Raw genomic sequence first — 26,717 nt, 5'->3', positions numbered from 1 at the left:
TTAGTTTACTCCCAATAGTTGTTCTAACTGTTCGATTAACCCGGAATGAACCGGATCAGATAAGCAGCTCCAACCCTGTTGCTTGAAGTGTTCAATCTCTGACTCAGCTGTAGTCGGTGCAAAAACAGCCACTTTTTTCGCCTCCCATGCCAGCTCTGCTTCAGCCACCACAACACTATTGAGGGTTAATTCATAACCAACCTCTGGAATAGGTAGTTTTGAGGCGTAAAAGCGCTCTATCTCACCTGAAAGCAGGGTCTCATCTAAGCAACTCTGCCAGGCTGCGCTCTTCTCAGAAGATGGCTCCGGCTGTTTGGCGGCATCGATTCTGGCCTCGCGGCTTGTTTCCAAAGCAAACGAAGATGCCCCATTTTTGACCGAGGTTCGTGAACACCAGCTAATATTATCCAGCAGTTGCAAAATATTTATCAGCTTCCAATACCCAATCAGTGCCGCTTTATAGCCGGGATGCTGATTATCCCGATCATCAAAGCAGATATGGGTTTTCAGATGGTGACTCAGATAGGCTAAATCTGCATCACTTTGGCTAAAATGGGCTTGTCCAAAGGCTGAAAGGGTTATTGAAGTCGCAATTTCAACCAACTTTTCCGAACTTTGTAAACTGTCGAGCAAGCCGCCAAACCAAAACGGCTCATCGGGTAATAGCTCATCCACACGGTTAGGGGGGGCATTTTCCCGCATCTCCCACGCCAGCTTATGCGCAATATCGGTGTTCATATCGCTTCTGCCATCTGCACTTAGCCAGCAGAGTGTATGGGCGACAGCACAGCCAGTTAAGCGCGACAAGGCAGCGGGTGGTTCTTTCAAAATATCTATCAATAGGGAAAAGCTGTTCTTGTTATTGTGTACCGTCTGCCACTGGGCATAGTGCTTATCTCCGATTGTGCTTCCAAGTAGATCCCGTACCATCTTATTCTGATACTGGTTCAGATACGCTTTCAAGTGGTCGCCGTTATCACTCTCCAAATCATCCCAGTAGAGTGTCCAGACCATGAATTTTCCGGATTGGGCAATTGCCAGTCGTTTATTAGCATCATCGGCCACAATATCTCGATGAAACTCATAGCCATCCAGAAACAGGGCAATCGGTTTAATCGTTGCATCGGTTTTAACTGGCCAGAGGATAAAGTCGGGTTTACTGGCGATATCAACCCCCTGCTGAGAGTCAAGATTGACCTGTGGCTCGATTTTCCAGGCCACTGAAAGCTTATCTTTTGTCCCGACCGTTAACAGATAACCATTTTTGCCATTAACTGTACTATTGCTAACACGCCACTCAGCGCTGTAGAGCTTTAAGGTATCAATAAACTTCTGTTCCAGCTCACTCTCCAGCAGCACATTAGGGTTAACCTCTGCCAGTGACGCTACTTCAACCAGATATTGACGGTTTTCCAAAATCGACAGCATCAGTTTTTTGGCCAAATCGCGTGAAATTTTTAAGCGGTTATAGCGATCACGATAAGCGTAAAGGCAATGGTAGCAACCGTCTCGGAGTGGATCCTGATTACAGCCACAACTATCGAGTACCACAAAAGCCTTTTCAATTAGCGCAAACAGATTTTGCGGATCGCGCATCAGCTCTTTTAGATAGCCGGTTCCTCCCGGAATCGAGTCATAGATCACCAGATAGTAGATGCGCCCCCCCTCATTCAGAGGTTCACTATAGGTGGTGGCTCTGATATGATCGATACTTCCCTTAAAGTAGTGTTTAATCCCCAACTGAATCGCTGCGGCGAAAGAGGCTTCATTGGCGCTATCAGCACGATAGCTGGAGACCGGCAACACCATCCGAATCGCCTCTGAAGCCAGTTCCCGGTAGAGATAGAGACAGTGGATAAAGTTAGCCGGATCTTCTGCCTTTTCCAGATCATCGTGATAGGGACAGGTTAAGTCGTGCTTAATCTTATTGCGTTTTCTGGTTTTGACCATGCCGCACTGGTTGCAGATATAAAACCCGCTGCGTTTGGCTTTATCACCGGCAAAGGCACTCTCCTGACATTGCGAATCGGGTACGCCAAAATTGATATCCTTAATGTTGACCTTTTTCAGAAAATCGAAACCAAACGGCAGATCGTCACAGTCGATTTTATAGGCCTGCAACAGATCTGCCGGTTCATAGCTAACCAACATCTGCCGCTTGTAAAATTTGGGTTCACGATTATCGCTATCATCGCTGATTCTGGCATCCTGTTCCGGAGTGCGGGCATAGACCTGACGCAACTTCACCATTTGCGTCTTTTGGCCACTATCACCCCAGGTGACGCTCTGACATTTAGGGCAAGTGGTCAAGAGATCTTTAGTGATATCGATATTTTCTGCGTAGTGGCAGTTATCACAGATTTTCCAGTTCTCAATTTCAGAGAGTTTTAAATCGACCTGCTCAATCTCCACCTTATGGCCACCGGCGTAGAAATAGTTATCGGGAGCTAGTTCGGCGATAGCCGAGGCAGAAGGGCGCTCATACTCATAAGTGGTACGAATAAATTGAGTGCCATCGGTTGATGACTCATCCGCTTCGCGTTTACGCCACAAAATCGAGCGAATCGTGACCCCCTCTTCGGGGAAAGTATAGTTGGGTAGCAACCCCTCATCGGTAAAGAAGTTAAGCGTCTGTTTGCTATTCATGGAACGAATTAAGGCACGAAGGGCGGTTCGTTCCCCCTGTAACGCCTCGACCTTCTCCTCGTGATCACTCTCCTGAATGACAGCTTTAGCCAGCTTAGCCACCTGGTTATCGATCTTTTTGACCCGGGCATTGAGTGATGCTCGCTCCTTAATTAACTGTTGCAAACGGTTACGAATCCGCCAGCTCAGCGAGTACTCTTCGCCTCCTCCGCCACGAATAAATCGTGATAAATGGGCGATCGCCTCTCTGTCCAGATTCTCAAAAAGCTGAACAAATGCCTCCAGCAACGCACCTTGATGGCGTTCAATAAAATCGAACCACAAAAATGGAAAGTGGTGCGTTTGGCCACCCTCTACGCTATTGAGTAGCTCACGAACCGACTTAGGAATCATCGACTCATCCACCCCGGTTGCTATCCAGCGATCAAAACAGAACGCGGTTAACTGCCGCTCCAACACCGCAATCGCACCTAAAAAAACCCCGGGCGGTTCGACATCGCCCTGAATCATCTGTAGCGGATCTTCAAAATAGTAGAGATCGTGCGGTTGAGCCTCGGTAAAGGTGATGTTGTAGGCATTGCCATCGCGCCGTCCTGCCCTGCCGATGCGTTGCAGATAGTTCGATTGCGCCGGCGGTACCGAACTTAAGGCAACAGTAGAGAGATCACCAATATCGATCCCCATCTCCAGTGTTGGCGTTGCCGAGAGCAGATTAAGATCCCAAACCTGTTTACCCTTAATAAACGACTGCTCAATCTGTTCCCGTAACGGGCGATCTAATAGTCCGGTGTGTTCAAAACCGTTAATCCGCACACTCTGTAACTGCTCCCAGCGACCGGACGGCACAGCTTCATCACTAGGGATCAGTTCACCGCTACAACTGTTTACCAAACAAGGGGCTTTTTGCCAATAAGCGCGTAAATCGGCGGCAACTATTTGCTCAATGTGACAATGGTCACAACGCAATGAGATCGGCTGACGATTAATCTGCAAATGATCAGGGTTGAGACCGTAAACCGGTTCGCCTCTATACGCCTCAGTTGCTAGAAGACCCTGCTTATGCAGTATCGCTAAGGCTCTTCGATAGACCAAATCGGCAGAACCTGAGGCCAAAACCGAGCTATCCACCGCAATACTCTTCTTAAACCAGTTCAGATAGGGGGCATTGAGGCTCTGCTTCCCTTGCACTGAATCAAATTGGGCAGAGAGTTTAGCCACACTTAAAAAACGCGGCAGGCGGGATCTCGGCCCATAATTGGGCATAAAGTAGCCGTTATCGCCTACCCGACTGAGCCGGTAGCTATTTCCGCCCTGCTGAATAAAAGTTTTCAGCAGCGGATGATAGATCGCCCCCCGACTCAAAAGCAGTTGCACTATCCCGACCACAAACAGCTCTACCCGCTCGACTGATAAGCTGTTCAGCCTCCCAATCTCTTCCGTTAACGCGGCGTGGATATCGAGACACGCTTTGTCCAGTAGCGGCAACGAGGGCGTGACAGCGGCAGAACCGGAGCGCAACAGCGATCGACCGATGACGGATCTCAACCCCATCTCAACCAGCAGCTCCCACGCCAGCCGCTGTTTAACCCGTTTGACCAAAGGACTCTTTTCCGGCAATTTTTGGCGATGGGTCAGCTCCTTATAGTGCCACTGCCACTGCATATCGGGGGCGATAAAGGTGCCGACAAAGTTCTCTTCACTGCCGGCACCCGATAACGCCTCTTCACCCACCCGAATCGCCAGTTGTGATAACGATATCTCATTAGGGGCGTGTTGAATCACTTTAGCAAAAAAGGATCGAATCAGTAACGGATAGGCACGCGCAGTGATAAACCCGGCGCGATGAGCCGCATCCTGCACCGAGTCGTTAAAGGTAATCAGCTGTTTATCACTATTAAAGCGTGAACCAAACAGATTCTGCGCCATCACACTGAGCAGACTGGCAACCCGGGCACCGATAATACTTAAGCCATGTTCGCTACGGCAAAAGGGGCAGTTATGATTCGCCACTAATGATGTAGCACCACCACTACTTCTTAGATTCGAGTCGTTATAGAGAAACAGACTAAGCAGAGGTTCGTGATGACAGCTGACACAGCTGTTCTGTTGAGTCGTATTCAGCCGTAAACATTGCGGGCAGAGCCGGTATACCTGACCCAGTTTGGTTAACGCCTGGCCGATAATCTCCTCCGCTATCGGGAACAAAAGCACCGCTTCGGGACGATGTTCAAAATAGAGTTGATAAAAGAGCGGCAAATCGTCCTCGATATGTGTATCGGAGTCGCTCTGCAATACCCCACCCCAGCCGGTCGCATGGCAGTCACGGCAGTGGATCACCGGCAGGTATTTAATTTGATCGGTATCTGTGGCCAAATCGTCACTAAACAGCAGTTGCGGTTCAGCCACGAAGCCCTCCACCCGTTGCTGTCCCAGAGTAGCCACCATTCGCCGTAACTCTCGCACCCAATGCTGAAAACGCACTTGCAACAGAGGCAGAACCGGTCGCGGTTTGCCCTGTTGTATTCGCTGTTGTAACACAGCTTCGCTCTCATTGACCGCTAATCGGGCCACTGAAATCAGGGCACAAAAGTTTTCAACCACCTTTAAGCGCTGACTCAATGCGTAGTGCTGACCATGAATCATATCTTGCGCTAACGCTTCCAGCGCGACCGCTTGCCCTGCCAATTTATGCAGCAGATGGTGAAAAAAGCGGTGCTGCTTTAGCTTTTCGCCCAGTTTAATTCGCCCAGCACGCCCCGCATCGGACTCCCAATCCGCATCAATGGCTAAATCTTCCTCAAACCAGCAGGCGATAGATTGGTTAATATAGTGCTGTAGCGAGTGATCATCGTGCCAGTCGGGCAACGCATCAGGCGCAGGATAGGAGAAGAAGTGGAGTGACTCCTGACTCAGATACTCGGCGGCACTGTAACGATCTTCGTTAATCACTGCCTCGGCATCAAAGCGGGCATCAAAAATATCTGAGGCGTAGTCAATCAGTGCCGCACTGCTGTTACCGACCGTCGCCGAAGTACCCACAACGGCGATATGATCGGTCGGTGACTGCAGTCGATGTTTCAGCCGCCGCAACAGACAGGCCAAATCGGTTCCCTGAGCGCCGTCAAAAGTGTGCAGCTCATCGACGACAATATATTGCAGTGTCTCCGGGGTATTGTGTTGCCACAGCGGTTGGTCCTGCGGTCGTAGTAGCAGGTAGTCGAGCATTTTATAGTTAGTCAGCAGAATATCGGGCGGGTATTGGCGCAGCGTCTCTTTATCGGTAATCACCTTTTCCGGTTGCATCGATTGGGTTTTGTCGGCATCCTCCTGTCCCACATAGAGGCCGACGGTGACTCTGTTTTTGAGTCCGGGATTATTAAACACCTCTTTAGCAAAGCGCTTGGCCTGATCGGTTGCCAGCGCATTCATCGGATAGATGATAATCGCCTTAATCCCCGGCGCTTTATGGTTAGCACAGTAGTTGAGAATCGGGTAGAGAAAGCACTCGGTCTTACCCGAGCCGGTACCGGTAGCGACTAAAGTCGATAACGGCTGTGGCCGGCTTAACCGTTCATAGGCGATTGCCTGATGTTGATAGGGGGCAAACGGCAGTTGAAAATTGGCAAAGTAGTCGAGCGGGAGTGCGCTGATGCGAAACGGTAACTGCAGTGAAACATAGGGACCTTTAGCCAGTAGCCCTTCGGTCGCCAAAAACTCATCCATGGCGGTGCTGCCATCGGCACGACGAAACAGCGGTGAGCCCATCCGAAACGCATGGCGCAAAAATTGTCGCAGTTCACTATCGATTTGGCGATTAATAATCGAGGGCAGCACTACTCTACCCCTCCGCTCACAAGACGCTGGTTATTGTAGTCATCGAACCACGTCTCATCTATTGTGGCATCCTGAAGCAGTTGATAGTCGTTATCACAACTTTCAAACAGACGGGCGATTTTGCTAATGGTTTCGGTTAGTGGCGTTGGCACAGTAATATCCCCTGTTCGGTGGCGATGCGGTCGATAAGTTTCGGCTGGCGGCGTTGAATTACGACATCGATCTTCTGTTCTCCCAGTTGGCGGTAGAGTTTGGCTATAAAGTTAAGCCGCTTCTCCGCCAGATTGGTCGGCTGCTCCGGCTGAATATAGAGGTCGATATCGCCCCCTTTTAGCCGATCATCGACCCGACTGCCAAACAGATAGAGACTGCCCTTATCGAAGACTTCGATAAAGGTGGCGACCCTGAGTGTCAAGATACCCTGAGACCACCCCTGATGAGAAATGAATGTAGAATCAGGGGGGCAACAGAGGAGATACACGATGCCCAAAGATACTACCGTTTTACCCTCCAACGAGGTTACCGACCCCGATGAAGAGAAGCGCTCCTACCGCAAATTTAGTGAGGAAGAGAAGCTTCGGATCCTAGCAGAAGCAGAGCAGTGCAAGGAGCCGGGTCAGCTAGGCGAGCTGCTGCGCAAAGAGCAGATCTACAGCTCCCATCTGACCAAATGGCGCCGACAACTGCAAGCACAGGGGCAGGCTGGCCTGAAAGGGAAACAGAGTGGTCGCAAACCGAGCCTAGACAAGCGAGATAAGGAGATAGAGCGTTTAAAGAAGGAAATTCAGCGTCTTAGCCAACGGTTACAGCAGACCGAAGGGGTGATTGCGCTCCAAAAAAAAGCCTTCAGCTTATTGGAGCAGATGAACACAGAGATAAGCTTATGAGATTAGTTGAAAAAGAGTGCCCCAGTTCGGTGAGCATAAGAGCCGCTTGCGATAGCCTAGCGCTCTCGCGTGCAGGCTACTACCGCCGACAGGCTCCGGTTGTCTCCCCCCGAGCGAGCCTTCCAAGACCCGTCGCAGCCAATGCGCTGAGTGAGGCAGAGAGGCAAGCCGTTCTGGGGCTTTTGAACAGCGAACGATTCTATGACCAACCTCCGGCAGAGATCTATGCTAGCCTGCTGGATGAAGGGAAATATTACTGTTCAATCAGTACGATGTATCGGATCCTTCGTGCTAATCAACAGACGGGAGAGCGGCGAGCTCAAAAACCGGCCAAATCACACGCTATCCCCCGATTACGGGCGACCCGACCGAATGAGGTTTGGACATGGGATATCACTAAGCTTCCCACCACAGAGCAGGGTAACTTCTTGAATCTCTATGTGGTGATGGATCTCTACAGCCGTTTTATTGTGGCTTGGATGGTCTCAAGGAAGGAGAATAGTGAGCTCTCCAAGCTGTTAATCAGTGACGCAGCGGCTCGCTATCGGGTCGCGCTCAGTGGCTTAACACTGCATCAGGATAGAGGTGTGCCGATGACCGCCAGAGGCTATCTCGACTTGATGGCCGAACTGGGGATCACCTGCTCCCACAGCCGTCCACGAGTCAGTAACGACAATCCGTTTAGCGAGAGTCAATTTAAAACACTCAAGCAACAACCCGATTATCCTCAACGATTGACAGGAGTTGACCATGCCAGAATATGGTTTAGTGACTATGTTGACTGGTACTGTTTCCACCACCACCATCGAGGGATTGCGTGGTTCACTCCAGAGCAGGTATTTACCGGTCGTTACAAGGAGGTTAGCGAGCAGCGTGAACAGGCGCTGAAGCAGGCCTATCAGCAGCATCCGAAACGCTTTATTCATGGTGAGCCCAAGGTTAAGCAACCCCCTACTGAGGTATGGATTAACCCCGCTCTACCGGAGGAGGGGGTGGGGTCGCTGGAGGTCAACTATCCAACCCTGAATAGAGCGAAGGAGAGATGAGTGACGGTGCCGCTAGTGGGTCTATCGTCGATGGCTTTAGCCGGTTGTGGTGGCTGAATGACAGAGCGTTATCCATAGCCCGCCCCCCGGAGACCCCCTTATTATCGTAGGGGGGCGGGCTGTGGGTAACGCGGTGCAGGAGGGAGGTTCCTAGATTAGGGGTTGCAGTTCGCCTTGCAGCTCCCCCTTGCTGAAGGGCTTGGCTCTTGCGGCAAAGGGCCATGAGGGTCATGTTCGCTCCTTGTTGCGTCATGACTCAACATAGGCGAAATTTGCCGGTGAGGGCAGTGGCAATCACCGGCTAGATTTAGAGCTTTATTTTTTTAACAACTGGTCTCAAATTGCTTGACAGCTTCCGCCCTCTTTGCGGCCAAGTATCTCTTCAAAATCGAAACGCAGCAGCCGGTTTTGCGCCCATTTGGTGCGGTCAATCAGTAGCGCTTGGCGGTTGCCCAGTAGCAGCAGCCAGCGGGGTGGCTCTTCTAAGGAGAAGATCTGCTTGGCAATCAGCTCTTGCCAGGTGAGGGCTTCGCCCCCTTTGCGTTTTAGCAGTGACTGTTGGTGTTTGTGCTGCTCGTCATCCTCTGCGGCAACCGGTGACAGCTGTTCTGGTAGCAGTGACAGTGCCAGCGGATCGTGGCTATCTTCATCACGCTGGTCGTGCGCCTCCACAAGCCATAAACAGGGGCGGTTATCGCTGTCACGATAGTCGGCCAACAGCGGTAGCTCTGCACCTGACTCCAACAGAGCGGTGGTCGGGTTAAATTGATAACCTAACGGCGACAGAATCGACTGCCAGCGTTGGCGTTGCTGCTTTAAGCGGCGGCTGAGGCTCTGCTCTTTGCTATGTTCATTCAGTTGTTTGAAAAACTGACCGCTATAGCTGGCTAATCGGGTATGGGGGGCGCGATAGCCGGTTTCAGCCTCCCGACCCAGTGCCCGCTGTTGGCGCTCCTGCTCCCGCGCTTCGCTCTCTTTGCTCTGCCACCACTCCAATACGCCGCGAATATCGCTCTCAAACAGCGAGCTGAGGTAGTGGCTGGAGTAGAAGTCGTTTTCGTTGTAAATTCCGATCATGGGCATGGGGGTTCTCCTACTCTTATTTGGCTGAGTCAGTTACAAACAGTTGGAGCATATCAGCTTCATGCTGTGCTATCTCATCCACATACCACTGCCCATTTTCATCCATCAATTTGATCATTTTATAGAGTTTCAATGTATCAATTTTCCTATCTCTAATCGCTGCCTGAAAGTGATCGCGTTTGGCTCTTGGCTGCAAATTGCTTAAGCGTGAATTTTTGCTATGACTGATTAAACAGAGGTTGCCAAACCGATGAAGATAACATTCATCTAACTTAGGGTGTCCATCTATTGGGTGTTGAGGATAGAAGTGCTCGACCGAGCTGCGGAAGCTGTATTCAAACTGTTTTATCACCTCATCCTTCTGACAGTTACCCTTATCCTTCTGACCGTTATCCTTATCCATGGCGTTGCACCAGATCAGGTAGTCGAGATAGTTAAAAACCAGATTATTTTCGATGTGAGAAAATTTTAGTCGTTCTAAAACCTTTGGGTGAACCCTATTGATTGGAGCATAACTGCTGTTCTCATAAATCATCGGATAATATTCAGCAGGCGGATCTACACTCAAAAAACGACCATAAACAAACTGTCTTGCCAAGTGTTCGAGCTTTGCCAAATAGTCCCCTGCATTAATATCTGTCATCTCGTAGAGGATCGATAGAGCGCCATTTAGCCAGTGTTTATAGACTAGAGTGGGTGTAGAGACATGAAATGCACTGAGTAGCATCAGTATGCGTCGGTTATTACCTTCAAAGCCATCTTCCGCATCTTCATCAAAGGTATTAATGTAACTTTGACTGTTTTGATTGTAACATTTGAGCCGTTTTAGACTCCAGTGGTCACCTCGATCGGTAAACTCGCGTTTAATGATATAGTGATCAAACAGATATTTGACTTTTAGAAGCGCAAAAATAAAGCTTTTCGTCGCGCTAATGGCATCACCTGATTTCAGAATATATGTTTCAAACTGCTCTAGTAACCGCTTATCATCCAGCGGGATATCTTTCCTGCTACATACTCTCAGCACATGAAGAAGGAAGTTTGAGAAGTTAATTACGCTGTTAAATCGTTCAGATTTTTTTGTCGGATCAACGTCCAGAAGCACCTCTTTTTGTGGTGGGTTGGCCAAAATTTCTTCCATGGTTAGAAAAGTTTCAATGGCAGTTGTTTTATCAGTACCATCAGTGATACACATTGTTAGATCAGTAAAATTTTTGGGAATAAGCTTTCCCCAGCTACCCCCAAAAATCTCATACCGTTCATTAATGGTAAAACCATACTGAATATAGCGCTCCATATTGGACGCAGCATCCCAGACCTTTGAAAGTACCTGAATAGCTACATCCCTCTCCGTTTTATCCTCTATCTCATTCAGCACTGCCATTAGTTTGGCTTTTAATACCTCGTGTTTTTCGAGCTGCTCTCCACGATTATTCATCACTTCAAAATAGTAAAGTTGTTTCCCAATCAAACCATATAGTTTATAATTAATTTTTTTAAACAATTTTTTGAAAGGTTTTAATGATGAAATTTAGCACATCAGAGTTAAATACTGATAGAGGTTGGGCTGCTGCTACTGGCATAAAGAAAAAGCAGTTTTACTTAATTTTGGAAACTTTCGAAAAAAGCCACTCTAGTATTATCGAATCGAAATTACTTAAAAATACGATTGAAATTGGTGATGAATTCTGTATCAAAAACACAGAGGAACTTTTATTTTTTACGCTGTTCAGTTTAAAGAGTGGATTAACTTATGATAACTTGGGTTTTGTGGCTGGAATATCATCATCTTATGCGCACAAAATTCAAGCATTTGGTCTCTCTGTTTTGGAGCACGCATTAAATGAGTTAGAATGTATGCCAATTAGAAAATTTAAGGATCCCACTGAATTTAAAGAGTTTTTTGAGAAAAATAATATCGAAAACATACTCATAGACGCAACCGAGCAACCGAAACAAAGACCATCAGAATATGATAGACAAAAAGAACATTTTTCAGGTAAAAAAAAAGGCATACAGTAAAGGCTTTAGTGATTGCAACCTCTGGAAGAAATATCCCATATATAAGTATGCCATATGCAGGTAGTGTACATGATTTTTCAATGATGAAGCAAGAATTTGATCCGATGGAAAACTGGTTTGAAAATATGAATGCAAATGTTGATTTAGGGTTTCTTGGTATTGAGTCTGTTTATGATTTTAACTCAATAAAAATTCCACATAAAAAACCTAAAAATGGCTCATTGACAGATGAGCAAAAAGCAGAAAATAAAATGGTTGGTTCTGAGAGGATTTTCGTTGAACATAGCATTGGTGGGCTAAAACGTTTTAGAGCTTTAGCTGATAGATTAAGAACTCATTCCGTCAAGTTATATAGCAAAATACTAGGAATATGCGCTGGAATCTGGAATTTCTCTCTCGCTAACCCATTGATTTAAAAAAAGAAACATGTCTAGTGATTTAAGTCGGTCTTATCGGGAACCGGAACACGTGCTATCTGTACATAGTTAAAGAGATAGTCACAAAAATCAGTCAGTTGATTTCCCAATAATAATAGTTCTTTTTCTATTAGCACAAATCCTGTAATGACATCACAATTATATTCCGACTTATCCAGTTTTTCGGGTGCTAAACCTTGGCTCAACTTTTCAAAAGTATCGGATGACTTTTTCCGACTCTCAAAGTCAAGATTGGGCTTATCGTACCAGCTCATGTCCAAGCAATGAGAAGGATAATTCATTAACCGTCGTAGACAAATTGCCATCAGCGTGAGCGTAGTAAAACGCTGCTGACCATCAATCACTTCAAAACTGCCGTCTGAACGCTTAAAAACAATTAGAGTGCCGATGTAATAGTGTGACTTATTATCGGAATTATGTTGTTTCTGCTGCTTATCCAGCATATCCCGTACATCTTGGATTAACTGTTTGATCTCACCCTCACCCCAAGCGTAGTTACGTTGATACATGGGGATTAAATAGCGAGTAGTATCGGTTAGTAATCCACGAACACTGTAGCTAGAGATAGCTTCACTCATAATATTTCAACCCCTTGAATAGCGCTGTAATCTCATCCAATTTGGTGCCATTAGCCTCAGAGCTTTTTATTGTCTCTAACGGCAGACTGAGTATTTCGAGAGGCTTAATCGCGTGTTTGATGCGCTCGAACACATTGTCTTCAAGTGCATGGTTGTCCATCGTAGCCAGCTGTACCACCTGCTTTTTCAGGCGACATCTGTATGCCCAAATAAATAATTTTTCGATAGCCACTGAGAGTTCGTCAGTGCCAAATTTATCGATATAAAATATCAGCGCACAATCAAACAGAGTGCGAATATACCTATCTCCTGTACGTGTTCGAGAGGGATAACTATTCAGAACTTCGACAATTTTGTATGCCATTTCACTCAAATCGTTATCTAATACATTCACCCTGCCCGTTTTTTCGTCATGTGTAATGGCACCAATCTTTTTTTGATAGTGCTCAGCCATTTCAAAAAATCTGCGACCGTTTATGATCATCTGATCTAAGTGAAAGGGAAAATCCATTTTCTGGTGATCAATATGGCGTTGATACTGACTATTATAGTCATCAACAAAGTGGTGTGCGATACGTAGCGATTCGACATAGGGGTAGGAACCCACCCGATCAAGATTAACCCCTTTGAACACACCCACATCAGCTTTACTGAAATATCGCGCTGATTTGCCTTGAACCCAGTGACGGATACGGTATAAATAGTTGGCAAACAGCTGTGCCAATGTATCACTTTCCAGATTTTCCCAGTGTTGAACCGTTTTTGCCTTTAAGTGCGATTCAGACTCTGCAAACTCACGCAAATGAAAGGCCTTGAGTAGATCGTGTGGTTCCAAATCTCGACCACGGGCATTTTGTGAGTCAAAAAATTGGAAGGCTTCCGAGATATCAGTCAGTACAAAAGTGACTAATTGACAGCGGTTCAATAGAAAGTCGATATCAGTTTCGGTAAAGTCATCTTTACGTGCAACAGCTCGCTTTGCAGCCATAAAATTCTGATGCAGATTGTGGTGGCTAATATCACTTTTAAAGTGCTGTCGAGATAGAAATTTTTCAATTGCAGGGGTTAGTTCTAAAAGTTGTTTTTTTATATCCTCTCGTTCCAATTTTTCTACACGCTCATCCAATAATGCCTTAACAATAAGTATTAAAGTTAAGGTGCGCTGCTGACCATCAACAATATCCAATTTCTCCTGCTTTTCGTGCTTGTCATCTCCGTCACAGTGGTGGTGAAACACCACTGCGCCTAAACGGTAAGCAGGTTTATCACGATAGAACCTTAAATCGCCTAACAGGTCGTTAAGGTTTTTTTGTGACCATTTATAGGGGCGCTGATAAGCAGGAATAGATAGTATCGGTTCGGAGAGCAACCTTCTCACTGATATGATTTTCTTATCCAATTCATGTTTTTTTTGACGGTCTTTATCACAATTATCCATTCTCATTTTTCCTTTTACTAAACATCTACACCAGTAATTACTGCAATTAACTGAATATAGGGCTGCGGCTCAGTGGTCATGGTCTCTTCAATCCACTGCCAATAGTCATCAAAAACGGTTTCGATGTACCGCTCCTGCTTGCGCTTTTTGTCTTCCCTAATCGCCCCTATCCCTTGTTCACTATTATACTGAAGCGCTAATTGCTCCAAACGCTCACCACGCAGTTTTTCCAGTGCATCCATCTGCTGTTGCAGTTTTTGATTCAAACGGTTCTCGACCTCTTTGCGTACCCCGGCAAAGTGGTTGCTCGCCACCTCTATCGCTTTGGGTAGTAGCTGCTGCTGAGGTTTACAGTTGTCCGCTTTGGCGGGATTGGCCAGTTTGATTGAGCCTAACGGCGTTGTGGTCAGAAATTCATCCAGTGTCTGCAGCTGGCTCATCTGTTGATTAGTAAAAGTAATGACGATCCATTCGTGAATAATCGCCTGCCCCTTACGATTAGGATAGAGCCCACTGAGGATAAACTGATTCTGATTGGCCGATAGTTGAGTAGGCATGCGAATTAACGGGGCGTGATGGCGACCAAAAGCGGAGACCATTTTATCGGTGAGCCACTCCATCACCGGATGTAGGTGCCAGAGGTAGTGTTTGCGTGGCCAGGCGTGTTGTTCCCCTCTTGCCTCGGCGATCTCCTGCGTGATGGCGCTAATCGATTCGGTCAAAATGAATTGATCATCCTTAGGGTAGATCTCCGGCGTCACCCATTTCATGCGCTGTTTTAGCTCATCGTTCACCGTCAGCTTGAGGCTATTGCCGCTTACCTGATAGTCGATCGGTTGCCCTTTGCGCTGAATAAACGCCAGTGCCTCGGTCGCAAACGCCAGCTGACTGCTATAGAGGGATGGCAAGGTGGCGTTATCGTCATCACTGTGGCTGATGGGTGAGTGGTGGGCGAATGATGCCAGTGGATTATCCTGCTTATTAGCGGTATGAGCGGCATTATTATCAAACAGTGCGGCCAATATATCGGCACCATTGGTTTGCTGACTGCCGACCACTTCAGCAACCAGCTCCTCTTCACTCTCCTGATCGTAGCGTTTGGTAAATTCCGATGGATCACCGATATTTTTTTGCGCCTGATCATCCTTTTCAATCAGCACTTCCAGAATCCGGCTATCACCACGAATCTTCTCTTCGCTACTTTCGGTGATCAGATAACGAATTTGCGGCTGACGGCTCTGACCATAGCGATCAATCCGGCCATTACGCTGCTGAAATACCATCAGTGACCAGGGGATATCGAAGTGAATCATGCGATAGCTCAAATAGTGCAGATTGATCCCTTCTGAGGCGACATCGGAACAGACCAGTAACCGCAGTTTCGATTGGTTTTTACCAAACTCCTCCACCGTGTTCATTAACTCGGCATCGGCCATTTGACCGTGTAAAATGCCTAACTGCTCCGGTTTGAGCTTAAGATCCTGTTGCAGCTTTTGCGCCAAAAAGTTAAGGGTGGCGATACTTTCGGTAAAGATGACCAATCGATCATCGGTTTGGGTTGCCCTCCAGCCAAAACCACCCTTTTTATCCTGAATTAAACTCAGCAGGCGTTGATATTTACTGAATTTATCCGGGGTAATTTGCGCCAACCCCTGAGCTAATGAGTGTAAGGTGTCGATATCGTCGTTAAACTGCGGATCATCCAGCTTTTGTAACCGTTTCAGTCGGTTATTGACCACCGAAACACAGGCAGCAGGGCTGGAGAAGAGCGCTTTTTCCAGCGTGACCCGAAATAGCTGACTTTGGCTCTTACCTCTATCTAAAGTGGTAAATTTCGCCTGCGCCAACTCCCGAAACAGGCTCTCCTCTTCGGCAGTTGCACGGGTTTTTATCACCGCAATATCGCGTTCAGGAAACTCGCTGGCAATCTGATCTTTAACATCCTTTTTAAAGCGGCGCACCACCAGCCCTTTGTCGCTAAAATCGTCGTGCTGGTAATCTTTTTCGTGACTAATGGCGGTCGCATCGAGCATATTGACCAGACTGGCGAAACTTTCCGGTTTACCATCATGCGGCGTTGCTGAGAGCATAATCAGGGTATCGGATCGACCCGAAAGCAGTTGTGCCAGTTTACTGCGCTGCGAATTGCTACCGCGCCGCGCCACATTATGTGCCTCATCGATCACGATAATATCCCAGTAGGCATGTTCGAGGTAGTGGCGGTACTCCACATCCTGTTTGAGGGTATCTATCGAGATAATCGCCTTATCGTAGTAGTGAAACGGATTGTGGTTAGTCGGTATGCGATTGCGTACCCGCTGAATACCGGCGGAGTCGAGCCGGGTTAGCGGAATAGTAAAGCGCGACCACATCTCTTTTTGAAACTGGGTGAGCATCGATTTAACCGCCAGCACCAAAATTCGCTTGCCCCGCCCGCGGCGTATCAGCTCGGATAGCAGTATGCCCGCCTCTAGCGTTTTGCCTAAACCGACGGCATCGGCAATCAATAGTCGTTGTCGGGGCTGTTTTAGGGCAATTTTAGTTGGATCAAGCTGAAACGGTAGCGGATCCATCGCTGCCTGATGGCCAAAATAGATCTTCTCATCCGTCGGCATCTTTTGACGCAACTGGCTTTCGATAAAGAGCAGACTGTCTTTAAAACCAGGGGAGCTATCTTCGGTAATCACCGTTTCCGCCGGATCCAGAATTCGGATCGGCTCTGGACTGAAAGCAGGATCGTTCTCAATTTCGGTTAAAAACCGCCCCACCTTGCCACGCACCAGCTCTGAAATACCCTCACACTCAAGCAGATAGTCTCCTAAGTGGGTCATATCGGCTCTATGGATCACCCATTCGGCATCTCTGACGACAATACGCATGCCGGGGGCGTAGTTTTGGTTTTGATTCATCTATCTAATCCTAATTTTAGCTATAAAATTTTACCCGTTAGCCGGATTCAGCATAAAAAACCTATTGTTCATACAAAAATTTCTGGCGCAACGCTGCTACCTGAATCACTGCAGGAATCGTTACCCTATAAGCGGGACCGGCAATATCTATGGCAGTCCAAATACCGGTAATAGCCCATCCAATCGGACCGGTTAAAATAGCCATCGTTCGGGTAAGCGCTGCATTTCCGGCAAAAGATAGACCGCGACCAATAAGTGCTTTCATAACTGCATTAACTACGATTAGTGTTAATTGATATGACTTAAACCCACCAGCGCGAAAAACTGCTTGAAACAGACCTGCGATGGTTTCTGGTGTTATCCCACTTGTGTTTTCTATACCAGTGGCTTCAGCCAGTTGTTTCAGCTCATCCTGAGTCATATTGCCTAATGCATCGGTTAGAATTTTCATAAGAAGATTATTCTCAATTTTGTCAATCTCACAATACCTTCGCCAAAATTATTCATGCTAGGCAGCCTTAGGTATCTGATTAATACGGCCTCTATTAGCCGCCTGCTGAATAATTTGGTCAATAATAACCGCATCCGGCATTTCTGGAAGCAATTTTAAAGCTTCCAAGACATATTGGCGCCCTCTGAACTCCGCTTTGAGATCGTTCACACTGAAGTCTGGACACTCTTCACGCATGGACTGGCGTAATGCTCGCGCCTGAGCGTTTATCTGCCCTGCGCCGCGTGGCTACTATCGAGAGCATCGGCTCATCAACTCGCATAGAGGGCAGCAAGCTGTCCGACCGCGAAGTGGAACAACTGCTGTCGAATCTGGAGATCAAGTCTTTCGCTACCCGCGATGAGCAGGAAGTGGCCGGCTACGCCGAGCTGATGGATCTGGTGTTCTTGTCGTGGCAGGAGATCCCGTTCACCGAGAACCACATCAAGCAGCTACAATCTGTTAATTGCTCCCAAACTTTCCCTAACCCATCTTTCGTCAAATCCGACCAAAATCCCCAAAATATATCGGGAACCCGATATGCTATTTTAATTAAATCAATTACTTGAGTTTTGAAAATAAATCGTAGTGCCATAATGTGACGGATAGGCTTGCAATCCCCCATTTTGCAGCTACACTGTCAGTATGTATATTCGTCGCACTACGATTAAAAGCCACGGCTCCGGTGAGCCCTACTTCACCTATCGACTGGTGGAATCCACCCGTGTGGCCGGCAAGGTCAAGCAACAGACCCTGCTCAATTTGGGTCGCCACTTTAGTGTAGAGTCGGCGCAATGGCCGCTTCTGACCGCCCGCATTGAGCAACTGTTGAACGCACAGGGCGATTTTCTCACCCTGGCACTGCCAACCGCCCTGGAGCAGACCGCCCAGCAGTTGAGCAACAAACTACAGCAAACCGGTTACGGCGAACCGTTACCGCCGCACACCTGGCAATCGGTCGATATGGACTCTCTGGAGCTAAGCCGGCCTCGTCAGGTTGGCATTGAACAGTTGGCTCTGCATGCGCTGCAACAGCTGAAACTGATTGATAAACTGCAAGAGCTTGGCTTTAACCGTCATGAACTGGCCGCAGCCATTGGCAATATCGTTGGGCGCATGGCTTCTCCTGCCAGCGAGTGGGCCACCTATCACTGGCTCCAGCAGCAGAGTGGACTGGGCGAGCTCATCGGTTATGACTTTGACGCCATGGGGCATGATCGCCTCTATCAAGCCAGCGACCTGCTCTGGAAACACAAAGCGGCACTGGAGGCCCATCTCTGGCAGCGGGAGCAGACGCTTTTCGATCTGAAGGAGACTATCGCCCTCTATGACTTGACCAATACCTTCTTTGAAGGAGCGCCCGACTCCGAACTGGCACAGCGTGGGCGCTCCAAGGAGCGGCGCAGTGACTGCCCGCTCGTTACCCTCGGTCTGGTACTCGATAGCAGTGGCTTTCCGCGCTGTTCACGCCACTTTGCCGGTAATGTCAGCGAACCCTCCACCCTGGAGGGTCTGCTCACTGAGCTGGAAGCCTCGCCACACAGTACTGTTATTATGGATGCCGGCATTGCCAGTGAGAAGAATCTACAGTGGCTGAAAGGTGCCGGTTACCACTATATTGTCGTGAGCCGTCAACCCCATCGAGAGTTTGATGAGACCCAGGCCACGCTGATCAAAGAGAGCCCCGGCAATTGCGTACGCGCGCAGCGGGTTGAGGATGGCGAGCGGGGGGAAGTCAAACTCTACTGCCACTCCGAAGCGCGAGAACTGAAAGAGCAGGCGATTCTGGATAGCATTGCGCAACGCTTTGAAGCGGGGTTAACCGCCCTTAATGAGGGACTATCTAAACCCCGTTGCACCAAAAGCAGCGAGAAAATCCATGAGCGGATTGGTCGGCTCAAACAGAAGTATTCCCGTGCAGCCGCCCGCTATACCATTAGCGTCAGCGAACAAGAGGGCAAAGCCACGGCCATCACCTGGTCTCTCAACGATGCCGCCGACTCAGCGGCCAGCCATCCCGGCGTCTACTGTCTGCGCACCGATTTACTCGATTGGGATGCTGCCAAGCTGTGGCAGACCTATATCCTGCTCACCGACCTCGAAGCGGTCTTTCGCAGCCTGAAAAGCGAACTGGGGATGCGCCCCGTCTATCACCATACAGCCGATCGCCTCGAGGGCCACCTCTTCATCACCCTGCTCGGTTACCATCTCGTGCATACGCTGCGACATCAACTCAAAGCACACGACATTCATGCGAGCTGGACATCCCTGCGACAGCTGTTTGCCAATCGTCAGCGGGTGAGTGTCACCGTCAAGCGTGAAGATAATCGCACCATTCATCTGCGCAAAACCACCCGCATCGAACCCCATCAACGTCCAGTTCTGGATGCGCTGGGACTCGACTATTCGGTCCATCCGACAAAGATGACGCTGATCTAAATTCGGCTCAGTCAACACGCGTTCTGCATTCTGCATCGTGAAAAATCATAGATGTAGTGCCATACTACCCATTGAATTCGTCTCAACTATTTGATTTTTTGCACTATTCGATCTAGCAAATCGAAAGATGGGCTAAATACCCGATTTAACGCTTGCCGAACATGACCAACACCCCTCTGAGCCGGTCGCCCCAGCCCTTTGAACGAATCACCATGCCGCTCTATTTCTGCCCGAATAAATCGATTAAGCGCTGGTATAGCCCCCCCTACCCCTAATTCTGGTGCATGGCGTTTGCGCTCGACCAAGGTTTCAATCTCAGCCCTCACCGACTCAGGAGCCACGGCGGCAACCAGTGCCTCAAAAGCGACCGGTGGTGGGGTATGGTATTGTTCAACATAACGGATTGCTAACAGAGGCCGAATCACATAGAGATATTTTTTTAATCGCACTTGTTCACTCTGAAGATACTCCCGCCAGTTACCCTGTACCATGTGGTGATAGTGGTAACAGAGCGCCACCGGGTTAAACGCGGTTTGCGCTAACTGGCGTAGCTGCTGTGCGGTATTGCCTTGCTCCACATAGATAACAGGGCTGTTAAGCCACTCCAGCAGCGCACCATTGCCCATCTTTCGATTTGCTAGATCGAATAGTGCAAAAAATCAAATAGTTGAGACGAATTCAATGGGTAGTATGGCACTACATCTATGATTTTTCACGATGCAGAATGCAGAACGCGTGTTGACTGAGCCGAATTTAGATCAGCGTCATCTTTGTCGGATGGACCGAATAGTCGAGTCCCAGCGCATCCAGAACTGGACGTTGATGGGGTTCGATGCGGGTGGTTTTGCGCAGATGAATGGTGCGATTATCTTCACGCTTGACGGTGACACTCACCCGCTGACGATTGGCAAACAGCTGTCGCAGGGATGTCCAGCTCGCATGAATGTCGTGTGCTTTGAGTTGATGTCGCAGCGTATGCACGAGATGGTAACCGAGCAGGGTGATGAAGAGGTGGCCCTCGAGGCGATCGGCTGTATGGTGATAGACGGGGCGCATCCCCAGTTCGCTTTTCAGGCTGCGAAAGACCGCTTCGAGGTCGGTGAGCAGGATATAGGTCTGCCACAGCTTGGCAGCATCCCAATCGAGTAAATCGGTGCGCAGACAGTAGACGCCGGGATGGCTGGCCGCTGAGTCGGCGGCATCGTTGAGAGACCAGGTGATGGCCGTGGCTTTGCCCTCTTGTTCGCTGACGCTAATGGTATAGCGGGCGGCTGCACGGGAATACTTCTGTTTGAGCCGACCAATCCGCTCATGGATTTTCTCGCTGCTTTTGGTGCAACGGGGTTTAGATAGTCCCTCATTAAGGGCGGTTAACCCCGCTTCAAAGCGTTGCGCAATGCTATCCAGAATCGCCTGCTCTTTCAGTTCTCGCGCTTCGGAGTGGCAGTAGAGTTTGACTTCCCCCCGCTCGCCATCCTCAACCCGCTGCGCGCGTACGCAATTGCCGGGGCTCTCTTTGATCAGCGTGGCCTGGGTCTCATCAAACTCTCGATGGGGTTGACGGCTCACGACAATATAGTGGTAACCGGCACCTTTCAGCCACTGTAGATTCTTCTCACTGGCAATGCCGGCATCCATAATAACAGTACTGTGTGGCGAGGCTTCCAGCTCAGTGAGCAGACCCTCCAGGGTGGAGGGTTCGCTGACATTACCGGCAAAGTGGCGTGAACAGCGCGGAAAGCCACTGCTATCGAGTACCAGACCGAGGGTAACGAGCGGGCAGTCACTGCGCCGCTCCTTGGAGCGCCCACGCTGTGCCAGTTCGGAGTCGGGCGCTCCTTCAAAGAAGGTATTGGTCAAGTCATAGAGGGCGATAGTCTCCTTCAGATCGAAAAGCGTCTGCTCCCGCTGCCAGAGATGGGCCTCCAGTGCCGCTTTGTGTTTCCAGAGCAGGTCGCTGGCTTGATAGAGGCGATCATGCCCCATGGCGTCAAAGTCATAACCGATGAGCTCGCCCAGTCCACTCTGCTGCTGGAGCCAGTGATAGGTGGCCCACTCGCTGGCAGGAGAAGCCATGCGCCCAACGATATTGCCAATGGCTGCGGCCAGTTCATGACGGTTAAAGCCAAGCTCTTGCAGTTTATCAATCAGTTTCAGCTGTTGCAGCGCATGCAGAGCCAACTGTTCAATGCCAACCTGACGAGGCCGGCTTAGCTCCAGAGAGTCCATATCGACCGATTGCCAGGTGTGCGGCGGTAACGGTTCGCCGTAACCGGTTTGCTGTAGTTTGTTGCTCAACTGCTGGGCGGTCTGCTCCAGGGCGGTTGGCAGTGCCAGGGTGAGAAAATCGCCCTGTGCGTTCAACAGTTGCTCAATGCGGGCGGTCAGAAGCGGCCATTGCGCCGACTCTACACTAAAGTGGCGACCCAAATTGAGCAGGGTCTGTTGCTTGACCTTGCCGGCCACACGGGTGGATTCCACCAGTCGATAGGTGAAGTAGGGCTCACCGGAGCCGTGGCTTTTAATCGTAGTGCGACGAATATACATACTGACAGTGTAGCTGCAAAATGGGGGATTGCAAGCCTATCCGTCACATTATGGCACTACGATTTATTTTCAAAACTCAAGTAATTGATTTAATTAAAATAGCATATCGGGTTCCCGATATATTTTGGGGATTTTGGTCGGATTTGACGAAAGATGGGATTGGTTCGGGTAAAAAGATAGAGTGCTTTGCGCATATCCCAGCCGTTACAATCAATCTCATCAACAATCGGGTACTCAATCACATCCCGCTGCCGCTCTACATCAAAAGTCAGGTACCATTCAGGCCGGTGGGCATAGATAAAACGCACATCGTAATCTGAGTCTGATGACTCAAAGCCCCATGCTCGGCTTCCCGATTCACAGGCATAGAGTATAGTGACCTGATGCTCTACCTCCGCCGCTTGCAAACGGCGGTGGATCTCGTTCTCTATCTCCGGTTTAATCATGTGCCCCTTGCAACAACCGCTCTAGCTGTTTAGTTTTACTCTTACTAACCTCTGATTGCGCTATCCACTGCTGCACCATGGCAATAAAACTATCGCTATCCTCCAGCATCTGTTCTATCTCGGTTTGAGTCAGGCGCTCCAGCGGTGGCAGATTCTCTTCGCACCATAGCTGATAGAGATAGGCTGCCAACTGTTCTAACAGTGCCGTTTTAGTCAGGGTCGGATGGCCGCGTAGCCACTTTTCTAACCGAAGTAGTAGCTCTGTCATCGGATCAGGCGGGGGCGGTGGTGCCTGGAATGTCGCTTTAATCCGTTCAGCCAAACTCATATCGTTTTGATTAACATTGACTCCTTCTGAACGCGCCGGACTAGAGAGGCGTCTTAAAAAGACCGGTACCTCCAGCAGATCCAGTGACGCATCGGTTACTGAGGGTATGCAAGTGGCATAGTCTAACACCCCACTACTGCCCCCATACCCCGCAGCTAGCAGGTGCGGCTGCTTCAGGCTCTGTGGTAGCGTTTCAATCGCCTCCTCCCGTTGTAACACCGCCACCATACTGGTCTCGGGGCCAAGCAGTTGGTAAAACTGATCCCATTTCGCCCTCTGGTTGCTCTGCCATAACGGGCTAAACGCAGCTGCCGCGAGGCGTTGCAGGTCACGATCATCAATGGCTGTTTCCGCTGTTAGTTGCACCGGCTTCCCCTCTCCATACTCAAGGTGCCACTCATCTGCCAAAGCTGGCAAGTGATGAATTAAGGTTAACGGCTGACCTAAGTGGAGCGTCACCGGTCGCGGCTGCCGGGCTAAACGCCACAATTTTTTAAGATGCGGCAGGGCAGGATCGGACGGAGCAGACGGTAAACCACTCTGGCTCACGCTAGCTAAGATAACCGGCCGACAGGCGCGGTAGGTTTGACGCTCTATCACTTCGGTCATATTTTCTCTGGGGTTGACTAGTTCACAACAGCCGCCACTCTGCTCGGCAAGTGAGCGGACTAAAGATTCACTCACGGCGCTACCAATGCCGATGGTATAAAAGCGTGCGGTTTCGGTTTTAGCCCGCTCAAGCAGCGCCTCCTCCCCCCATACTTCGCCATCGGTCAGCAGTACAATGCGCGAGGAGCTCTGTTGTTGTTGGCGATAGATCTCGTCTAAGGCGCGATGCAGTTCGGTACCGCCTAAATTGGCTTCGAGTTTAGCTACCCACCTTAGCGCCGCTTTGCGCCATCGTGGAGTCACATTGAGTGGTTGGCGACTATAGCGGTGGGTACTCGATCCAAACGCAAGCAGATTCACCCGCTGTTCTGGTGGCAGGTGGTCAATGATTTGGCTCAGTGCTGTTTTGGCAGTTGCAATCGAGTCCCCCGCCATTGAACCGGAGCAGTCGATTACCAGCCATAGCGTCTCATCTAAGGCGGCATCCTCCTGCGGCTCCGCGTCAATATGCCAGCGTGAGATTTGGAAATAGCCGTTATCGCCATCCTTAATAGGCAGCAGACGCGAAACGGGAGGCTGATCAGCTATTAGGGTGAAGATAATATCGCGATCTGGCTCTGCCCCTGCTGCCAGACGATACCCCGACTCATCCGATTCTAACGGGTGACTCGGGCTGTGCCACTCACCGTCTAGTTGTGCCAGCGGTTCCGATTGCAGTCGGCAGTCCAACGGGATGGCTGCTGCCACGGTGATATCGGGGATAAACTCATCCGTGACGGTTGCCCGGCCAAATTTGGGAGCAATAGTGGTCGGGATATAGAGGCGTAGGGTATTGCCCTGCCACAGGCTACGATGGATCCAACGGTAGGTCAGTGTCAGCTCCTCCCCTGCCGCTAGATTACCTAACGAAAGCCCCCATAATCCCGCTTCGAGCTGCTGCAGATGGATGGCGCTATTGCCGTCACTGATCGCCTGTTCATAGTTATTCTCCGCCACCGCTTTGGCTTTGACTTCAGCCTGTAGCCGCTTCTCCCCTAGCTGACCGATGAGTTCTAACAGTACGGCATTACGCGGTAGTGGCAGGGTATAGTGAATCTCCACCGCGTGGTCGTGGCTATTTTTCCACGACTGGGTCGTTTCGACACGATAGGCAATATCGGAGACAGTAACGGTGATATCGAGCCGCTGTAGCGGCAGATCACAGTTGAGACCGGGGTTATTCATCATAGGACTCCTGTTCGGTGAGCCACTGCTGCAGGGTTTGGCTGAGGTGGCGGATCTGTTGTGGGTTGAGTTGAGCCAGTTCAGGCTGAATATGGAGCTCAATGCCGGCAGCGAGGGTTAAATGGCTCCAGACTTTGACACTGCCCGGCTCCTCTCTCGGAATCAATCCTTCCGGCTGCTGCTGTTGTAGCATCAATCGTTTAATCGCTTCGAGGGTTAAGCCTGCCTGCTGCCATTGTTGGATGGTGAGAAGCTGCTGTAGCTGTTTGGCGCCATATTTAGCGCCTCGGCCTCGTGCACCCGGTGCATCGACTAACCCTTGGGTGATGTAGAAGCGCACGGTACGCGGAGCCATGTCCACCAGCTTGCATAGCTCGGTCATGGAATAGGTGTTTTCGCTGTTCATGGGTAAATAATAGCATAAATATTGTCACTATCAAGTGTCATTACTTCAGAATCGGGAGAGCCATTGACATTATTCATCACCGATATATGCTAGTGCCCGATTGAAAACGACCCCGTTTGGATTAGCCTTAATAACCAGACGGCACGAACCCAAAAACTGGGTGATGCGAACAGGACATGCTAAAACTCGAACAGATTCAAAAAGATTGTCAAATCATTGGCCTCACCGGTAGCGATGTCGTGCGTATCGTTCAAATTGAAGCGGTCGGCAATGACGCGCTCACGCTCTACTATAAAGATGCTCAGGGACGGCTGGGGGAGCAGATGGTGTTTCGTGTCGATGAAGCGCGGCTATCGCTCGCTGAGGTGGGGCGTTCTTGGGCGTTTGATGCCGATGGTGACGACTTTAAGCTGGGGTTAGAGGCGTACCGCATCACCCAAGCGGCACTGTTTGATCCGATGATGGCGGTGCACAGCTCTGGCTGTTGCTACTCGATGGCGATCGCTTCTACGGCAAGTTTCGCGAAGGGGTGCATCAAGTCGATATTAGCGATCTGATGCGGCGCATGGTGAAAGAGGAGCTGCTTAAATTTGATGGCCGGCCACTCTTTCCCGAGCGATGCGCCTATACCGCCAACTACCACCTCTCCGATCTCGAAGCGGCACTCTATGAGCAGGTCACCACCTATGTGCGCGAAGAGATGAACCGCGCCGACCGCCTAAGTGGCAAAAAGAGCAAAAAACAGTTCTTGATTTTTTATTTATTTGTCATTAGAATTTTCCACCGTAGATAGGTTATCTACAAGCGCGAAAGTTTTGCGTGCCATGGTTAGAGTCGAAGTCGAATCGCAAGGTTGTTCTCTGTTCAGGATGAACGTCGAGGCAATTTTTATGGCGCAAGCTGGGTTTCGATGGCTGAAACTGCCCATGTTGCCGGTGTTGACCGGCCATCCGGTTGGGACTGCTCAACCAGGACTCCAGTTGCTCGCCCGCAAGGGTGTTATCAACGGAGAGCGAATTACCAAAAACCGCCATGAGCAACTTTGCTTAGGTTTTTAGGAACAGAAACACCGTCGGCTTTGCCCTGACCCAACTGCAACGCCGACTCGCCTCCAGCCCCGAAGCGATCTACCAATCACTCAAACGGCGGCGCAAAAAGCTTGAATCCCGCTTAAACGAAGAGAAGCTGATAGCCCGCGGCAAAAAGGTTAAAACCGATACCGATCAGATTGCCGAAACCCTTGGTGAATACGCCATCACTAAAACCATCGAACTCCCCGATAACTTTGATGAGCTCGATGAAGAGCTCTCTGCCGCCGAGTATGAAGCCTACGCCGAACTGCCTTTAC

18 protein-coding genes and 4 pseudogenes are annotated in these 26,717 nt (G+C 49.4%); 9 read left to right on the top strand and 13 right to left on the bottom strand.

Annotated elements, in window-relative coordinates; genetic code table 11:
* Together D5085_07510 and D5085_07505 are read right to left on the bottom strand one after the other, a co-directional pair.
* Positions 1–6,480, bottom strand: coding sequence for a DEAD/DEAH box helicase (locus D5085_07510; GenBank protein QEP42979.1), 6,480 nt, complete (start codon positions 6,478–6,480; stop codon positions 1–3).
* 136 nt (positions 6,481–6,616) lie between these two features.
* Positions 6,617–6,898, bottom strand: a complete 282-nt coding sequence (locus tag D5085_07505) for a hypothetical protein (protein ID QEP45089.1) — start codon at positions 6,896–6,898, stop codon at positions 6,617–6,619.
* 25 nt (positions 6,899–6,923) lie between these two features.
* Between D5085_07505 and D5085_07500 the strand changes: the two genes are divergently transcribed.
* Positions 6,924–7,367 carry a hypothetical protein gene (locus D5085_07500; GenBank protein QEP42978.1) on the top strand — a complete coding sequence of 148 codons (444 nt, stop codon included), beginning with the start codon at positions 6,924–6,926 and terminating at the stop codon, positions 7,365–7,367.
* The gene (locus tag D5085_07495; GenBank protein ID QEP42977.1) at positions 7,364–8,413 is read left to right on the top strand and encodes an IS3 family transposase; all 1,050 of its coding nucleotides are present in this window, start codon (positions 7,364–7,366) and stop codon (positions 8,411–8,413) included. The genes D5085_07500 and D5085_07495 overlap by 4 nt, the downstream gene beginning before the upstream one ends.
* Positions 8,414–8,749: 336 nt before the next feature.
* On the opposite strand, the gene D5085_07490 is transcribed toward D5085_07495, so the two are convergent.
* The gene (locus tag D5085_07490) at positions 8,750–9,496 is read right to left on the bottom strand and encodes a hypothetical protein (protein ID QEP42976.1); all 747 of its coding nucleotides are present in this window, start codon (positions 9,494–9,496) and stop codon (positions 8,750–8,752) included.
* Positions 9,497–9,512: 16 nt separating this feature from the next.
* Positions 9,513–10,934, bottom strand: a complete 1,422-nt coding sequence (locus D5085_07485; protein QEP45088.1) for an HNH endonuclease — start codon at positions 10,932–10,934, stop codon at positions 9,513–9,515.
* A gap of 86 nt (positions 10,935–11,020) precedes the next feature.
* Between D5085_07485 and D5085_07480 the strand changes: the two genes are divergently transcribed.
* Both D5085_07480 and D5085_07475 read left to right on the top strand, forming a co-directional pair.
* The gene (locus tag D5085_07480; GenBank protein ID QEP42975.1) at positions 11,021–11,518 is read left to right on the top strand and encodes a transposase family protein; all 498 of its coding nucleotides are present in this window, start codon (positions 11,021–11,023) and stop codon (positions 11,516–11,518) included.
* An 8-nt stretch (positions 11,519–11,526) separates the two neighbouring features.
* Complete coding sequence (locus D5085_07475) at positions 11,527–11,934, top strand: hypothetical protein (GenBank protein QEP42974.1); 408 nt, start codon at positions 11,527–11,529, stop codon at positions 11,932–11,934.
* Positions 11,935–11,948: 14 nt separating this feature from the next.
* Here the strand turns inward: D5085_07475 and D5085_07470 are convergent, their stop codons facing one another.
* The 4 genes and pseudogenes from D5085_07470 to D5085_07455 form a co-directional block, all read right to left on the bottom strand.
* A complete protein-coding gene (locus D5085_07470) occupies positions 11,949–12,533 on the bottom strand; it encodes a DUF262 domain-containing protein (protein ID QEP42973.1) in 585 nt (194 codons plus the stop codon).
* Positions 12,526–13,971, bottom strand: coding sequence for a DUF262 domain-containing protein (locus D5085_07465; protein ID QEP42972.1), 1,446 nt, complete (start codon positions 13,969–13,971; stop codon positions 12,526–12,528). The genes D5085_07470 and D5085_07465 overlap by 8 nt, the downstream gene beginning before the upstream one ends.
* 17 nt (positions 13,972–13,988) lie before the next feature.
* Complete coding sequence (locus D5085_07460; GenBank protein ID QEP45087.1) at positions 13,989–16,850, bottom strand: DEAD/DEAH box helicase; 2,862 nt, start codon at positions 16,848–16,850, stop codon at positions 13,989–13,991.
* A 91-nt stretch (positions 16,851–16,941) separates the two neighbouring features.
* Positions 16,942–17,358, bottom strand: a pseudogene (locus tag D5085_07455) (hypothetical protein).
* Between the two features lie 224 nt (positions 17,359–17,582).
* On the opposite strand from D5085_07455, the pseudogene D5085_07450 reads away from it, so the two are divergent.
* Both D5085_07450 and D5085_07445 read left to right on the top strand, forming a co-directional pair.
* Positions 17,583–17,825: pseudogene (locus D5085_07450) on the top strand (Fic family protein).
* A 190-nt stretch (positions 17,826–18,015) separates the two neighbouring features.
* Entirely contained in the window at positions 18,016–19,809 is a 1,794-nt protein-coding gene (locus D5085_07445; GenBank protein QEP42971.1) for an IS1634 family transposase, read from the top strand.
* An 86-nt stretch (positions 19,810–19,895) separates the two neighbouring features.
* On the opposite strand, the gene D5085_07440 is transcribed toward D5085_07445, so the two are convergent.
* The 5 genes from D5085_07440 to D5085_07420 all read right to left on the bottom strand — a co-directional run bounded on the left by D5085_07440 (position 19,896) and on the right by D5085_07420 (position 25,369).
* Positions 19,896–20,435, bottom strand: coding sequence for a hypothetical protein (locus tag D5085_07440; GenBank protein ID QEP42970.1), 540 nt, complete (start codon positions 20,433–20,435; stop codon positions 19,896–19,898).
* Positions 20,436–20,562: 127 nt separating this feature from the next.
* Positions 20,563–22,356 carry an IS1634 family transposase gene (locus D5085_07435; protein QEP42969.1) on the bottom strand — a complete coding sequence of 598 codons (1,794 nt, stop codon included), beginning with the start codon at positions 22,354–22,356 and terminating at the stop codon, positions 20,563–20,565.
* 89 nt (positions 22,357–22,445) lie between these two features.
* Complete coding sequence (locus D5085_07430; protein ID QEP42968.1) at positions 22,446–22,802, bottom strand: hypothetical protein; 357 nt, start codon at positions 22,800–22,802, stop codon at positions 22,446–22,448.
* The gene (locus D5085_07425) at positions 22,795–24,966 is read right to left on the bottom strand and encodes a VWA domain-containing protein (GenBank protein QEP42967.1); all 2,172 of its coding nucleotides are present in this window, start codon (positions 24,964–24,966) and stop codon (positions 22,795–22,797) included. The genes D5085_07430 and D5085_07425 overlap by 8 nt, the downstream gene beginning before the upstream one ends.
* Positions 24,956–25,369 carry a MerR family transcriptional regulator gene (locus tag D5085_07420; GenBank protein ID QEP42966.1) on the bottom strand — a complete coding sequence of 138 codons (414 nt, stop codon included), beginning with the start codon at positions 25,367–25,369 and terminating at the stop codon, positions 24,956–24,958. Before D5085_07420 ends, D5085_07425 begins: the two co-directional genes overlap by 11 nt.
* Positions 25,370–25,545: 176 nt before the next feature.
* Between D5085_07420 and D5085_07415 the strand changes: the two are divergent.
* The 3 genes and pseudogenes from D5085_07415 (at position 25,546) to D5085_07405 (ending at position 26,707) form a co-directional block, all read left to right on the top strand.
* Positions 25,546–26,096 (top strand): annotated as a pseudogene (locus D5085_07415) (hypothetical protein).
* 97 nt (positions 26,097–26,193) lie between these two features.
* Positions 26,194–26,427 (top strand): hypothetical protein, encoded by a 234-nt coding sequence (locus D5085_07410; protein QEP42965.1) that lies wholly within the window; start codon positions 26,194–26,196, stop codon positions 26,425–26,427.
* 4 nt (positions 26,428–26,431) lie between these two features.
* Positions 26,432–26,707 (top strand): annotated as a pseudogene (locus D5085_07405) (hypothetical protein).
* Positions 26,708–26,717 lie beyond the last annotated feature (10 nt).

The sequence above is a fragment of the Ectothiorhodospiraceae bacterium BW-2 genome (genome assembly GCA_008375315.1).
Lineage (GTDB): Bacteria > Pseudomonadota > Gammaproteobacteria > Thiohalomonadales > Thiohalomonadaceae > BW-2.
The sequence above is the reverse complement of the archived record's forward strand: the minus strand, read 5'-3'. Positions and strand labels throughout refer to the sequence as shown.